A 14033-nucleotide genomic window follows, 5' to 3' on the forward strand; every position below is an offset into this window, starting at 1 on the left:
GGCTACGGGTGGACCGTATGCGGTGGTGGCGCACTCGCTTGGCGCGGCGGCCACGGCGGTGGCGCTGCGGGACGGAATGAAGGTGGAGCGCGCGGTCTTCATCTCTCCGCCGTCCGACCCCCTGGCGGGCATCCGGGCCTTCGCGGACACGGTGGGCCTGTCAGAGGACGTGTGGCGGCGGATGGCGACGCGAATCGAAGCGCGCTTCGACATGCGGCTGGCGGACCTGGTGGTGCCCGGCTTCGCGCCACGGCTGGAGGTGCCGCTGCGCATCTTCCACGACATGGGGGACCGCGAGGTGCCGCTGCGGGCGGGCGAAGCGGTGGCGAAGGCGTGGCCGGGGGCGAAGCTCACGCGCACGCAGGGGTTGGGGCACTTCCGCATCCTCTATGCGCCGGAGGTCGTGTCGCCCGTGGTGGACTTCCTGGCGCAAGGACGGCCGAGCAACGCATGGCCCGGCCCGGAGTTGCTGGCGTCGTCGGCATCCGCCAGAGGGACGACATCGCGCCAGGTGCATGGGCGCTGAGCCGTCGCAGCAGCTTCCCGGCCCGGACTTCCTCCTTCAGCTCCGGGCCGCCGTCAGCCTCCGGCGCAGCCAGGCCTCGCCGCTCACCAGTCCGATGCCCGCCAGCACCAGGGCCGCACCCCCGACGAAGCTCAGCGTGAGTGGCTCCTTGAAGATGAGCACTCCCATGGTCACGCCGAACAGCGGCGTCATGAAGGAGAACACGGCCAGGTTGGACGCAAGGTAGCGGCGCAGCAACCAGAACCAGGCCAGATAGCTGGCGAAGGAAATGCCGATGCCCTGGAACAGCACGCTGCCCACCGCGATGGGCGTCACGGAGATGTGCGTTGCCTGCCCCGTGATGAGCGCCACGCCCAGCAGCAGCACGAAGCAGAGGGCCAGTTGGTAGAACAGCGTCAGGGCCGGCGGCGCTTCGGAGAGGCGCGAGCCACGGACGACCACCGTCGTGAGACCCCACGCGAGGCCCGCGCCCACCGCGAGCGCATCGCCCAGCAACATGCGCGCGTCGAAGTGCGTGAGCGTCGCCCCGCCAGCGAATGCCACGGCGATGCCTCCGAAGCACACGGCGATGCCCATCCATTGGAGCGGTCGCAGCCGTTCACCGGGCAGCAGCAGGTGCAGTCCGAGCGCGGAGAAGACGGGTGCGGTGTAGAGGAACACCGCGACATGGCCCGCGCTGGTGTACGTGAGGGCCAGCGCGATCAGCAGGAACTCCGCGGAGAAGAGCAGGCCGGCGAGCAGGCCCCCTCGCAGCGTCCCCTGACGCAGGCCTTCCCACCCCCCACGAAACGTCATGAGGAGGCCCACGAGCAGTGCGGCCAACCCCGAGCGCAGTGACGCCTGGAGGATGGGCGCGATGTCGTGCGCGGCCAGCTTGATGGCCACCTGCTGCATGCCCCAGAGCGCGCACAGGCCCACCATCACCTGGAAGCTGAATGCGTCAGCGTCGCGACGCGGGCTCATCGGTGCACTTCCACCGGGTGGAGAGGCAGGGCAGGGGCGACGGGATGGAGTGCGGGCGCGGTGGGGAGCATGTCGGGGTGTCCGGGGGCGGACCTGCTCTTGATTAACCGGTACCGCCCGGCTGCGACAGCACCCGCTGCTCTGAAAACGCCGAGGGCACCGCCGAGAATCGCGGAAAATCTCCCTTACCCGGAGTCCTCCGCTGATTCGGAGCCGGAACCCGCGGCCGTGGGACGAAGTGTGCGTGGGAGCGGCCGACTGGCGGCTACCGGTCCATGCCGCGCGCGCCACCCGCGCGCCGTCGTGTGAAAAGACAAACACGGGTTTCGCACCTGCGTCCGTGTCCTTCCAATGACAGGGACTGGATGCGACGCTTCATCCCATCCTCGGTGTGTCGTCGACGAAAACCTTGTCAGCCAACCCGCTTGTCGAGGCTGACAAGGTGGAGAAGACTCTCCGGCATGCGCGCCGACCGTTTCAGCGTCCAGTGGATGAGCCTGGACACGTGACGTCTTCTCCCGTGTCGCCCAGACCCGTGGATATCCCGCCACGGGTGCGCCAGCGAGCAGAGGGCTTGGGGGGCCAGGGTGAGGAGTGGTTGTCGCGGCTGCCGGCGATTGTGGATGCCCTGGCGCGAAGGTGGTCACTCGATGTGGGTGAGTCCCTGGAGGGAGGCACCGCGGCGTTCGTCGCGCGCGTTCGCACGGCGGCAGGATCGGAGGCGATCCTGAAGGTCGGTTCGCCCGTTGCAGACTTCGCGTCGCAGGCCGCCACGATTGCCGCGGCCGCGGGGCGCGGCTACGTGCGGCTCTTCGACTACGCCGCCGAAAGCAACGCGATGCTCCTCGAACCGCTGGGTGCCTCCATGGTGCAATCCGGCTTGCCGCCGGGGCGCCAGCTCGAAGTCCTGGTCGAGCTGCTGAGAACCGCGTGGGAGGCACCCGCCGACGGGCTCGCCTTCGAGAACAAGGCGCTCAGCCTGGGAATCCTCATTGAGTCGTTATGGGAGCAACTGGGGCACCCGATCGACGGAGCCGTTGTCGAGCAGGCGCTGGATTTCGTCGAGCGGCGGTCGGGGGCCGTTGGCTCGTTCCAGAGTGTCAGGCTGCACGGGGATGCGGTGCCGGCCAACGCCCTCCGTGTGCTCGCCCCGCGTGCCGGCGCTGAAACCGGCTTCGTGCTGGTGGACCCGGACGGATTTTTTGGCGACCCCGCCTACGACCTCGGCGTCGCGCTGCGGGATTGGTGTGACGAACTCCGTCAGGCTCCGGAACGGGCGCGCGCCTTCTGCCGGATCCTCGCTGACCGCAGCGGACTGGATGCGCAGGCGATCTGGGAGTGGGGCTACATTGAGCGCGTCTCGACGGGCTTGTATCTGCTGTCGATGAAGATGGATGACCTTGCCGAACCGTTTCTTGCGACTGCGCACCTGTTGCGGCGGGCATAGCCGAGGAGGCCGTTCCTGCGTGCTCGCAACATTGAAGCCACCACGGCCTGGAGGAACGCGACGCTGGCCACGCGAGGTCTCGGCACGGGCCCCCTGGACTTCACGGGGGGCCCTGGCGCAGCGTCGGGGGGCCGCATCCTGCGGCGGTTTGCCCTTCTCCTGGAGTCGGACATGCGTCGTTTCTTCGTGATGATGTCGCTGGTGGCCCTGAGTGCCTGTGGTGGTCAGCCCACTGAAGCGGAGGCTCCCGCCGAGCCGGCCGCCGAGGTCGGGGAGAGCGGGCCGGGCGCGCAGAGCCTCGGGCCTTCGTGCACGTCGGGAAATAGCTGGGAGTGTTACTGCGCCCAGTTCAGGACCTTCGACACCTGTCGGCAGGCGCCGCTTCGCCAGTGCGTCTGGGCCTACAACCGCTGCAGCCCGACCTACGAGTAGCCGCTCCTGTGACGGGAGGCAGCCGTGCTGCCTTCCGGCCTACGCGCCGCGCGGGTTCATGCTCGGCGCGAACCCGGGCTTGCGCCGCGCGTGGGAGGCCTGCTCGTAGGCGTAGGCGAGCTTGAGCAGCACGGGCTCGCTCCAGGCGCGGCCGATGAAGGACAGCCCCACCGGCAGCCCGTGCACATCCCCCGCGGGCACCGTGAGGGTCGGGTAGCCGGACACGGCGGCGGGGGTGGAACTGCTGCCCAGCCAGTGGTCGCCCAGCACCAGATCGATGGGCCCCGGCGGTGCCTGGGTCGGGGCCACGAGCGCATCCAGCTTGTGCTTGTTCATCACCGCGTCCACGCCCTCGGCGCGCGAGAACCGGCGGCACTCCGCGAGCGCCTTGCGGTAGGTGGCGTCGGTGAGCGGGCCCTTCTGCTGCGCCTGGAGCAGGATCTCCTGGCCGAAGTGGGGCATCTCGCGATCGCGGTGCTTCTCGTTGAAGGCGATGAGGTCCGCGAGCGTTCGCACCGGGGCGCCCTCACCTAGTTGTGCGAGGTAGGCCTCGAGGCCCGCCTTGAACTCGTAGAGCATGACCTCGAGCTCCGGCCCGTCGAGCTTGTTCATGTTGGGCAGGGGCGCGGGGTCCACCAGCACCGCGCCTTGCGCCTTCATCAATTCGAGCGCGCGCTCCACGACCGCGTCGGTGGCCGGGTGGTAGCCGAAGAGGCGCTCGCGTGGCACGCCGATGCGCGCGCCCGCGAGCCCCTTCGGGTCGAGGAACTTCGTGTAGTCCGCGTGGGCGCGGCCCCGGCCCGTGGCGGTGGCCGCGTCGCGTGGATCCTCGCCCGCGAGCACGCCCAGCAGCACCGCTGCGTCCGCCACGGTGCGCGTCATGGGGCCGGCGGTGTCCTGGGTGGAGGAGATGGGGATGATGCCCGCGCGGCTGACGAGCCCCACCGTGGGCTTCAGCCCCACCAACGCGCATGCGGACGCGGGGGAGACGATGGAGCCGTCCGTCTCGGTGCCCACCGACACGGCGCAGAAGTTGGCCGCGGTCGCGGCGCCCGAGCCGGAGCTCGAACCGGAAGGGGTCCGGTCCAGCGCGTACGGATTGCGGCACAGGCCACCGCGCGCGCTCCAGCCACTCATGGAATGCGTGGAGCGGAAGTTGGCCCACTCGCTGAGGTTCGTCTTGCCCAGGAGGACGGCACCGGCGGCGCGCAGCCGCTCCACGATGAAGGCGTCGCGCGGGGGCAGGGCGCCCACCAGCGCGAGCGAGCCCGCGGTGGTCTGCATCCGGTCCGCCGTGGCGATGTTGTCCTTGATGAGCACGGGGATGCCGTGCAGCGGTCCGCGCGCGCCCTTTGCCTTGCGCTCGGCGTCCAGCGCTTCGGCCATCGCGAGCGCGTCGGGGTTGGTTTCGATGACGGAGCACAACGGCAGCTCCCCCGTGCGGTCGAGCGCACGGATGCGGGCGAGGTAGGCCTCCGTCAGTCCGCGCGCGGTGTGCTTGCCGGACTCCAGGCCCGCTCGCAGCTCCGCGACCGTCGCCTCCTCGAATGCGAACGCCCCGGCCGCGGTGGTGCCCGGTGATGCGGTCGGAGACTCCGCGTGCGCATCCCGGGCAGCCAGCGCCCCTGTCACGGCCGCCGCGGCCCCGAGGAGCGTACGGCGGGAGAGACCAGGCGGGTTCACGTGGGACGCAGCCGTCTTCTTCGTCATGGAGTGGGCACCCAGTGTGGGAAGGGGACCTCAGTGGACCAGATGCCTTCACCGGGAGGAAGGGCGCCCCCAGCTCGCGCCGACCTCCATGAATGAGGTCTCGTGCCCAGGTCCTTCATGGCGAAGCCAGGGGAGCCCGAGGCAGGACCTCACGGGGCCTGGGGGCCCCAGTAGAACCCGGTACCGTCGAGGGTGGCGCTCCACAGTTCGTCCGATGACAGCCCTTCGACGGTCGTGAAGACCTGGGTGCCGAAGCGGAAGTCATTCCAGGTCGTTCCATCGAAACGAACGAGGTCGTCCGAGCCCAGGACCGCGATGACGGCGCCCCGTCCGAAGGCCACCACGTCGAGGATGTCGGGCGAGACGCCACCATCCACGAAGACGGGGTAGGGGGGCTTCGTGCTCCAGGTTCCCGCCGCCCGCTCCAGGAACAGCCCCTGGCTTCCGGCCGCGTAGGCAAGGCCCGGCGCCACGACGTGCACGGTGTGCAGGGCGACCTGTCCTCCGGAGGGCGACGGCAGTGTCTCCTTCAGCCACGGGCCTCCGTCCGCGTTGACGTGGTACGCGACGGGCACCTCGCCCGCCTGGCCCACGGTGATGAGTGTGCGCGGGTCGAGTCCGTGGATGGCGCGGAGGTCCGCGTCCACGCGCTCCACCCGCACCGGCTCCGCAGGGTAGTCCCAGCGCAGGATGTCACCGGCCTTGCTCACCGCGTAGAGCGTCGTGCCTCCGTCCGCCTCGAAGCCCACGAGGTCCTGGATGGCCGCCCCGCCTCCGTTGAAGGACATCAGCGCGCAGGGTTCCCCAGCGGACAGCGTCCGCGTGGCGAGCCGCCCCTCCCCGGAGCCCATGAACACCCGCCCATCGCTCGGTCGCGCCCACGCGGTGGACCATGCCCCGTGGCAATCGGTGAACCGCTCGATGTCGAAGCCGCCGTCGGTCTCCCGGCGGACGTGGGCGAGCACGTCGTTGTTGCTGCTCACGAGCCAGGCCTGGTTGCGCGCGTGGGGCGCCACGTCCTGGAAGCTCGCACCTGTGACGGGCTCGGTCATCCTCCAATCAAAGCCGTCACAGACGGGCGCCGGGTCCTTCTGGCCGTCACAGTTGTTGTCCAGGAAGTCGCAGCGCTCCTCCACGCCCGGGGAGATGGAAGCGGAGCGGTCATCACAGTCCGTGCCCCGGGAGGCGATGCTCACGTAGCCATCGCCATCTTCATCCCGCGCGCTCAACTCCAGTTCGAGCGTGGTGGTCCCCTTCTCGGGAACAACCCCCTGCGCCGACGCGGTGGCCACCTCCAGGCCCGAGCACGAGCGCTCGCGGGCGGACGCCGACACCTTCACGGTGTCACTCCATCCTGCCGGGCGAACGAATCCCGCCTCCGCCGTCCCCGGTCCCGCGAGCCCGGGCGGCTCCACCGACAGCTCCAGAATCCTGGCTCCGTCCTCCGCGTCCACCAGTCGCAGCGTGACGCAGCCTGGACGGAAGCCGTCGTAGGTCAGCAGCACCTGGACCTGACAGGGGTGGCTCGCGTCGCACCCGCTGGGGCGCTCCCTTTCGAGTTCCTCGATGTCCGGCACCGTGCAGGTGATGCAGAGCAACCCGAGTCCCACGGCCACGGCGCGCTTCATGGCGAGACCTCCGTCCGCGGCGACGGCGGGTCGTCCGTGAGCAGCCAGGTGATGGCGCCTCCAGCGGCGGCGGTGATGGCCGCGCCCAATAGGACGTTGGCCGCGAGCGCCTGTCCCCGCGCGCTGTCCAGGTGCGCGGTCCGGTTGCTGTAGAAGGCATCATCGCGCGCGGCATTCACGTTGCTCCGCGACTGGAGGCCGAAGTAGCTGCCGAGGCCGCCGAGCACCACGCCCCCTCCCAGCAAGGCCATTGGAAGCACCGGCATGGCGCGCGTGCGCTGTACCTCCGCCTGCACTCCGGGCGGAGCGAATTCGGGGGCCGGAGTCCGCGCGAGCTGCGCATCCGACAGCGCATGCGGTGTATCCGAGGGTGGGCGGGGATTGCGTGTCAGCTCACGCTGGACGGTCCGGCGCACCTCCTCGAAGTCGCGTGACACCTTGGGAGACACCTTCACCGGAAGGCTTGCGTCGGGCAGCAGGGTCAGCCCGTCCTTGAAGGAGGCCAGGGACTCCTGCCGGCGTCCCAGGTCCGCGAGCACGAGCCCTCGGAAGATGGCCACCTGCCCCCGCTCCCTGCTGTCGCGCGCTACGAGATTCACCGCGTCGAGCTGCTGGAGGGCGTGCTCGTAGTCGAGCTCCTCGTAGGCGTGGGATGCGGCGGACATCCGGGCCTGGAAGTCCGGGCCCGCGGAGGCCGCCGGCTGGCTCCAGGCGGGCGACCCCAGCATCAGCGCAAGGCCGAGCACGATTCGCAGGTCCATGGGAGTGGAAGATACCGACCCGACCCACCTCCTCAAATGAGCCCCTCTCCGTCTGATGCTTTCAGGACATGGTTTCTTCTGCTGTCGTCGGAGAAGTACACCTGACAGGCAGCGAAGAGACCGGCACTGCCACGATGGGCGTGCCCTGACCGGACGGCCTGCCGAGGCGCTGCGCTCTGGCATTGCACCCGGACTGCCTCCATGTGATAGCCGCGCCCCCCAACCTGGAGGCGTGATGTCGAAACGGATTGCCTGGCTGTCCCCGTGTCTTGCCTTGCTGCTGTCTGGATGCATGTCATTGGAGGGCGATGACGCGCGGGAGCTGGCGGTTCAGCAGCAGGCCCTGACTGGCACGCAGGTCATCGACTTCTCCACCGCGAGCACGCTGGCGAACACGGACGCGTCCGGCAAGAGCGGCGGCATGACCGTGCTCAAGACGAACAGCTCGAACTGCACGGTGGGCGCGTACGCGGATTGCTACGCGCAGTACATCGAGTTCAGCCCGACCTACACGGGCTACCTGACCTTCAACCTTTCGAGCCTCACCCAGGCCGCGCCAACCCCTGCTCAAGTCACCCAGCTCCAACTGCTGACGAAGTACCAGGGACCCGGGGTCGCCACGTCCTACTACCAGTGGCAGCTCTACCGGTTCACGACCTCGAGCTGGGTCAACATCGCCAACTCGCAGGGGCGCGGCGACTGGGTGTGGACCCAGGCCCTGACGCTCAACCTCCCGGGCACGGAGGCGGCTTCCCACTTCGTCTCCAGCACCGGCGAGATTCGCGCGCGCCTCATCAAGGGCGCGGGGACGGATGCGGCGCAGCTCGACAGCCTCCGCCTCCAGGTGTCCTGGGACATCCCCACGACGTGCACCGCGGAGACCAACGCGGCCTTCTGCACGCGGCTGGGCGCGACCTGCGGGCAGGTGAGTGGCACCGACAACTGCGGCCAGGCGCGCACGGTCTCCAGTTGCGGCGGCTGCCAGAGCCCGGACACGTGTGGCGGCGGTGGCACCCCGAACGTCTGTGGCCAGGGGACGGCCTGCACGCTGCCGGCCTTCCCCAAGGGCACCACCTGGATGTGGGACCTGGAGAACAGCGCCATTCCCACGAACCTCAACGCGCAGGTCTACGTCGTGGACCTCTTCAACACGTCGACCGCGAAGATCCAGGAGTACAAGAACGCCGGCAAGAAGGTGGTCTGCTACTTCAGCGCCGGCACCTACGAAGACTGGCGGAGCGATGCCGGCCAGTTCCCCCAGGACACCTATTGCAGCCCCGGGGAGGACTGCGCCCAGTCCGTCCACATCCTGGGCGAATGGTGTGAGAGCGGCGGCGGCTGTGAGTGGTGGTTGGATTACCGCAAGCAGGCGGTGCGGACGGTGATGACGTCCCGCTTGCAGTTGGCGAAGAACAAGGGCTGTGACGCGGTGGAGCCGGACAACATCGACGGCTACTCGCACGATGACAGCATCAGTTGCACCGACCAGGCCTGCTGGAGCCTCACGGCGAACAACCAGCTCGAATACAACCGCTGGCTGGCCGACACGGCCCATTCCCTGTGTCTGGGCATCGCGCTGAAGAACGATGTCGACCAGATCCCCGCGCTCGCCAGCTCCTTCGACTTCGCCATCAACGAGCAGTGCCAGAAGTACAACGAGTGCGGCGCCTACAAGACCTGGTTCGCGAACCAGAACAAGGCGGTCTTCAACGCCGAGTACCGCGTGGATTCGAGCGACGAACTCACGAACTGGTCGTCGTGCACGGGAACCGGGACGACCTGCGCCTGCGGCGAGAGCGGCTTCGTCCAGGGAGACATGCGCACCCTGGTCTTCAGCACCGCGTCGGTCCGCTACAACAACCTCAACCTCACCTGCTGGTAGCGCGACAGGCCGGGGCGGTTGTTGTCCCGCTCCGGCTTGCCACCCGCCATGGGGCGTGCCGCCACGTCAGGGCACGTCCATGGCGGTCGGGTCGGCCTTCCAGCGCTGGAGCTGCTCCTTGGAGGGAAAGCCCTGCACGCGGTAGCGCTCCGGGTACAGCCCCGGCTCCGGCATCAGCATCGTCCCGGCGTCGCGCACCACGAGGTCCCAGCGGACGGAGGCCACCGGGGGCGCGTCGGGGCCCAGCGCCGCGTCCACGAAGACGATGACCTCCGCGCGCGGCAGCAGCGTCGCGCCAACGCTGGACCAGACAGCCTGTCCGAAGAGGCGCCCCTGGTCGTTCTGCTCCGGGAGGTAGCCGGCGATGAAGAGCTGCTCGCTGTCCTTCTCCTGTTCCCTCCGGAGCCGCTCGGTCTGTTCCTGGTAGCCGCGCAGCCGGCTGATGAACGCGAGTCTCTCCAGGAGGCTCCGCGACGGGCTCTCTGGTTCGGGCAGGAAGGGCTTCCACCCGTCGGGCGTGAGGCGCAGCGCGTGCCCGTCCACCGGTCGCGGCGCCTTGACGCCCTCCATGCCTACCTCCGCCACCGCGAGCAGGCCCGTCGCGTCCTCGGCGCCGGTGATGAGCAGCGTGTCCCGGTTGGGCACCATCACCACCGGCTCTCCCTTGACCTCGCAGCCCTTCACCACTTCATCCAACAGCAGCCGCGAGGCGGCGTAGCTGTCACTCGTGGAGAGCACGCAGGCGCCCAGGGTCAGCGACCTGAGCGGCACGGCGTCCAGCCGGCGCAGGTTGGTCATCGCATCGGTGCGGGCCTGCTCGTAGGAGATGCCCCAGCGCGCCAACTCGCCCGGAGAGACGTAGCGCATGGCTTCCTGGGTGTCCTGGACGAGCGCCTCCGCCAGCACCTCCCCCAGTGGCCGCCAGGACACCGGCCCCGGATCGTCGGACTGCTGGGCGAATTGTTCGAAGGTGTCGCGAGCGCGCACCACCAACATCAGGTGCGGACGCGCCTGGGCGTAGGTCTCCGGAGCGTCCGAGAGCACGCCTGCCCGCCCCAATCGCGCGAGCACCTCGCCGCGCCGTTCTGGCGAAGAGGCCCGATATTCGGCGTAGAAGTTGGTGAGGAAGAACGACATCCCCAAGCCGCCGTCCGGGGTGAAGCCCTGGATGAGGAAGCGCTCCGGATCGTACGTCAGCTCGCCCGGGGCGCCCGCGGCACGGAGGGCCTCAAGCGCCTGCTGGGCGAACGCGTCCTTCTCCATCACCTCCGGGTCCAACGGACCGGCCACCTGCCTCGTCCCGCTGGCGAAGACCAGCACGGCGACGAGCACCAGGACCGAGACACCGAAGAGGGCCACCTTCCACTGCGCATTGCGTGACATGGGGTCGGGAGAAGACATCGCCGGGGAGGCTGCGCGCAACCCATGGAGCATGGGTGCGCTTCAAGGTGCTGCCGCCGCCCACGCAAGGTGAAATGGCGCGGTCGCGAGGGCGGCGGCTGTACGGGTAGCGAACGCTAGGGCACGGCGCTCACGTCCACGTCGATGACGCGCGGCTCCTCGGTGCTCGTCGTGCCGGTGACCGAGGGCATCACAGCGTTCACCTGGAGCGTCAGCGCCCATTCGCCCGTGCTGAGCTGGGTGGGCACGTACTTCCAGGAGAGGTGCACGGCGCCCGCGGTCTCACCCTCGGCCCACAGCGCCTCGCGCGCCCGCTGCTCGATCTGCGCCGTCGTCAGCCGCGTCCGGAGCAGGTGGCCGGCACGGGCCAGGGGCGGCCAACTGATGAGCGCGCGCTGGAAGCTGCCATCCGCGCCGTGGGACACCACCGCGCGGTGGCCCTCCACGCGAATGCCATTGATGGCGCGCATCACGAAGGTCTTGTGGCGGTGGAGCACGGGCGCTTCGATGACCGAGTTCACCTCGCTCTGGATGAAGGACTTCACCTGCCGCACCGGCCCCAGCTCCGCCGTGGGGATGCCCCAGCGCTGCAGGCGTGCGATGGCGGTCCGCTGCAAGATCGCGGGCTCCTGCGGTGTCTCCGGGCCACTGCCGACCTTGTTCAGCACCAGCACCTGACCTTCGGACGGGTCGCGCTCCAGCTTCCAGGTCTGGGACTCCAGATCCCTTCGGGCGCCCAGCTCCTCCACCTGGGTGAAGGGCTCGGTCGTTCCCACCAGGGAACGCTGCAACACGGCGTCATCGAACGCGGTCCGGGGAAGCAGCGTGGTGGGGATGGCTCCGGTGGGAGGCGTGGCGAGCGCCGTGGAATCGAAGATGAAGCCGAGGGTCGCGCTGGCGATCTGGGTGGTGATGGCGGCGGGCTCCATGACTGCCCCGCTGTCACAGCCAGGCGCGGCGGCGAGCGGAAGGAGGGTCAGGAATCGGATGAGCAGATGGGTCTTCATGGCGGTTCGTTCTCTCTGTGCGAGGGCGGTGGAGGAGGAGGTCACTCGGGCAGCTTCTGCCCGTTGTCGGGGTCGCAGCCCCCCACGTAGAAGTAGCTGGAGGCGACCTTGCTCCCAGTGTTCTTGCGATCCCTCCAGCCGCCGGCCTCGAACATCGCCAGACGCAGCGCCTTGGTTTCACCGAAGACGATGGACACCGGGCAGTCGTCGTTGTTCTTGCCGATGTCCCAGTCGTAGGCCTCGTCAATCCAGTTCTCGCCCACGCCATCGCCCCGGGAGTTGGCCACGTAGCGTTTCACGTAGCGCTTCACGAAGTTGCCGCACGACGAATCACCGTGAAAGGCATTCCACATGCTGAAGCCGCTGGTGCTCGTCACGAGCGCCTGCCGGTATCCGCCCTGCTTCCAGACCTGGTAGTCGCCAGACTGGCAGGCCTTCACGACGGCGATGTTCAGCTTGCCGTTGCCCAGGTTCATGTGGATGTCCGTGATGGCTTCACACGCATCCGCGTTGGTTCCCATCACGAGCCAACTGCGCAGGAACGACTCGTTGTGGCCACCATGGGTGTGCACGAAGAGGACGTCCGCGTCGTCCACGCCGGCATTCGCCTGGGTGTCCTGCGCGTTGGCCGCGGTTCCCTTCGAAGCATCGGTCCAGAGGTCCGCCCGCGCACTGGAGTTGTTGATTGTCCGGACGTCCGTCCAGAGGCCAGCGCTCACGAGCGAGTTGAAGTAGCCCGCGAACTCCGCCGCCGTCTTCGTGTGCACGGAGTGCGAGGACGCATCGCACTGCCCGGCGCCTCCGAAGTTGGCGATGCCGTAGACATGGGTTTCGTTCGCCAGCGCCGCCGCGGGCAGGAGCAGGGCCCCCGCGAGCGCCGCGCCCGTCCACTGCTGTGACTGCTTCCGGAGTCTCATGGTCCGTGTCTCCCCCCGTGTGGGGTGTTCGTGATGGCCTGTGGTGGCCTGGGGAGCGCGCGGTGTTCGCCGTGCGTTCCCTGGCCCTGGCCCATCAACGAAACCCGGGGCGAAACTCCCTCACCCCCTTCGTGAGAAAGTTCCGGAAGCGCCCCGGTGGAGTCGAACCGCCCCGTGCTACCTGGCGGCGGGCACGAGGCCGTAGAGGGTGGTGACCTCCCGGGAGCGCGCGGCGTGCAGGGGGTCCGCCGCGTCCTTCGCCTTGGAGTGCCGCGCGGGGGTGGACTTGCGCCACGCCACCGTCAGGCCGCAGCGCGCGAACTGCTCCTCCAGCCACCCGGACGGACGCAGGCCCAGCAGCACCGCGAGGTCCGACAGGAGCAGTAGCCCCTCTCCGCCCGGGTTGAGCGCGGCGGGGAGCCCTTCGAGGAAGCGACGCAGGAACTGGCTGTCCTCGTCGAACACCGCGCGGTCCACCCGGTTCTTGGGCGGCTCGGGAATCCACGGCGGGTTGCAGACGACGAGGTCCGCCTTGCCTTCCGGAAACAGGTCCGCCTCCGCCACCTGGAAGTGCTCGGAGAGGCCGAGCCGCTCCGCGTTCTCCTGTGCGCACACCACCGCGCGGGAGTCGCAATCCGTGGCCTGGGCGGACGCCGCGCCGCGCTGCAGGAGCAGGAAGGAGAGCACGCCGGTGCCGGTGCCCACGTCGAACACGCGCTTGCCCTTCACGTCCGGCACGGCCGCCAGCAGCTCCACGTAGTCGGTGCGCGTGGGCAGGTAGACGCCGTAGTGCGGATGGAGCAGGCCCTTCAGGCCCGGGACGGCCAGGCCCTTGCGCTGCCACTCCGCGGCCCCGAGCATGCCGAGCAACTGCTTGAGTGGCACGACGGTGAAGTCCGTCGTGGGCTTGCCCCACACCTGCCGGCACGCTTCGGAGACGTCCGGGGCGCGCGCGAGCTCCAGGCGGTAGTTCCGATCGAGCGCGACGACGATGCGCGACAGCGTCGAGTGCTCCAACTGCCGCGCGCGGCGTTCGGCGCGGAACGCCTCCAGCGGCGAGCGGGCCTGCGGGGACCGTTCGATCCGCCGTCCCAGCGCGCCGAGCAGTTGCTTCGCGTTGTGGAAGTCACCGGTGTAGCGCAGGAACTCGCCCCGGCGGACGCGCTTGAGCGCGGTGTCGGCGCTGAGCGCGTCATCCACGGGGGACAGGCGCGTGGGCGCGGGCTCGTCACTCTCCGAATGCCAGGTGAACGCGGCGTCGGGCGGAAACTCGAAGGGCTCAGCGGTGGGCTGCGGCTTCTTCTGGGCGGCGGGTTGCTGCCGTTTCTGTGCGGCGGCGGGCGATGGCCTCTTCGGGGC

The 14033-nt window shown here is 69.2% G+C and carries 12 protein-coding genes; 4 read left to right on the forward strand and 8 right to left on the reverse strand.

Annotated features, from left to right (window positions below):
- Nucleotides 1–526, forward strand: a 526-nt coding sequence (locus D7V88_RS30105; protein ID WP_208726559.1) for an alpha/beta fold hydrolase, incomplete at its 5' end; no start/stop codon positions are given.
- 36 nt (nt 527–562) lie between these two features.
- Here D7V88_RS30105 and D7V88_RS30110 read toward each other — a convergent pair.
- A complete protein-coding gene (locus tag D7V88_RS30110; protein ID WP_120544067.1) occupies nt 563–1489 on the reverse strand; it encodes a DMT family transporter in 927 nt (308 codons plus the stop codon).
- A 598-nt stretch (nt 1490–2087) separates the two neighbouring features.
- Between D7V88_RS30110 and D7V88_RS30115 the strand changes: the two genes are divergently transcribed.
- Nucleotides 2088–2936, forward strand: coding sequence for an aminoglycoside phosphotransferase family protein (locus D7V88_RS30115; RefSeq protein WP_208726561.1), 849 nt, complete (start codon nt 2088–2090; stop codon nt 2934–2936).
- 171 nt (nt 2937–3107) lie between these two features.
- A complete protein-coding gene (locus D7V88_RS30120; RefSeq protein ID WP_120544069.1) occupies nt 3108–3368 on the forward strand; it encodes a hypothetical protein in 261 nt (86 codons plus the stop codon).
- A 39-nt stretch (nt 3369–3407) separates the two neighbouring features.
- Here the strand turns inward: D7V88_RS30120 and D7V88_RS30125 are convergent, their stop codons facing one another.
- The 3 genes from D7V88_RS30125 to D7V88_RS30135 all read right to left on the reverse strand — a co-directional run bounded on the left by D7V88_RS30125 (nt 3408) and on the right by D7V88_RS30135 (nt 7467).
- A complete protein-coding gene (locus D7V88_RS30125) occupies nt 3408–5078 on the reverse strand; it encodes an amidase (protein ID WP_120544070.1) in 1671 nt (556 codons plus the stop codon).
- Nucleotides 5079–5227: 149 nt separating this feature from the next.
- Nucleotides 5228–6706, reverse strand: a complete 1479-nt coding sequence (locus D7V88_RS30130; protein WP_120544071.1) for a putative metal-binding motif-containing protein — start codon at nt 6704–6706, stop codon at nt 5228–5230.
- A complete protein-coding gene (locus D7V88_RS30135) occupies nt 6703–7467 on the reverse strand; it encodes a hypothetical protein (protein ID WP_120544072.1) in 765 nt (254 codons plus the stop codon). The genes D7V88_RS30130 and D7V88_RS30135 overlap by 4 nt, the downstream gene beginning before the upstream one ends.
- Before the next feature lie 235 nt (nt 7468–7702).
- Between D7V88_RS30135 and D7V88_RS30140 the strand changes: the two genes are divergently transcribed.
- Nucleotides 7703–9349, forward strand: coding sequence for an endo alpha-1,4 polygalactosaminidase (locus tag D7V88_RS30140; protein WP_158625181.1), 1647 nt, complete (start codon nt 7703–7705; stop codon nt 9347–9349).
- A gap of 66 nt (nt 9350–9415) precedes the next feature.
- On the opposite strand, the gene D7V88_RS30145 is transcribed toward D7V88_RS30140, so the two are convergent.
- The 4 genes from D7V88_RS30145 to D7V88_RS30160 form a co-directional block, all read right to left on the reverse strand.
- Nucleotides 9416–10783: a DUF1444 domain-containing protein gene (locus D7V88_RS30145; RefSeq protein ID WP_120544074.1), complete on the reverse strand. Its 1368-nt coding sequence runs from the start codon at nt 10781–10783 to the stop codon at nt 9416–9418.
- A gap of 83 nt (nt 10784–10866) precedes the next feature.
- Nucleotides 10867–11757, reverse strand: coding sequence for a hypothetical protein (locus D7V88_RS30150; RefSeq protein WP_147448920.1), 891 nt, complete (start codon nt 11755–11757; stop codon nt 10867–10869).
- Between the two features lie 41 nt (nt 11758–11798).
- Entirely contained in the window at nt 11799–12674 is an 876-nt protein-coding gene (locus tag D7V88_RS30155; RefSeq protein ID WP_120544076.1) for a hypothetical protein, read from the reverse strand.
- Nucleotides 12675–12851: 177 nt separating this feature from the next.
- Complete coding sequence (locus D7V88_RS30160) at nt 12852–13883, reverse strand: 50S ribosomal protein L11 methyltransferase (protein ID WP_120544077.1); 1032 nt, start codon at nt 13881–13883, stop codon at nt 12852–12854.
- Between the last annotated feature and the right edge of the window lie 150 nt (nt 13884–14033).

Source organism: Corallococcus terminator (assembly GCF_003611635.1).
Taxonomy (GTDB): domain Bacteria; phylum Myxococcota; class Myxococcia; order Myxococcales; family Myxococcaceae; genus Corallococcus; species Corallococcus terminator.

Coding starts and splice junctions, on each gene's coding strand:
- D7V88_RS30110 (WP_120544067.1), bottom strand. CDS start 1,489: ATGAGCCCGCGTCGCGACGCTGACGCATTCAGCTTCCAGGTGATGGTG.
- D7V88_RS30120 (WP_120544069.1), top strand. CDS start 3,108: ATGCGTCGTTTCTTCGTGATGATGTCGCTGGTGGCCCTGAGTGCCTGT.
- D7V88_RS30125 (WP_120544070.1), bottom strand. CDS start 5,078: ATGACGAAGAAGACGGCTGCGTCCCACGTGAACCCGCCTGGTCTCTCC.
- D7V88_RS30130 (WP_120544071.1), bottom strand. CDS start 6,706: ATGAAGCGCGCCGTGGCCGTGGGACTCGGGTTGCTCTGCATCACCTGC.
- D7V88_RS30135 (WP_120544072.1), bottom strand. CDS start 7,467: ATGGACCTGCGAATCGTGCTCGGCCTTGCGCTGATGCTGGGGTCGCCC.
- D7V88_RS30140 (WP_158625181.1), top strand. CDS start 7,703: ATGTCGAAACGGATTGCCTGGCTGTCCCCGTGTCTTGCCTTGCTGCTG.
- D7V88_RS30145 (WP_120544074.1), bottom strand. CDS start 10,783: ATGCTCCATGGGTTGCGCGCAGCCTCCCCGGCGATGTCTTCTCCCGAC.
- D7V88_RS30150 (WP_147448920.1), bottom strand. CDS start 11,757: ATGAAGACCCATCTGCTCATCCGATTCCTGACCCTCCTTCCGCTCGCC.
- D7V88_RS30155 (WP_120544076.1), bottom strand. CDS start 12,674: ATGAGACTCCGGAAGCAGTCACAGCAGTGGACGGGCGCGGCGCTCGCG.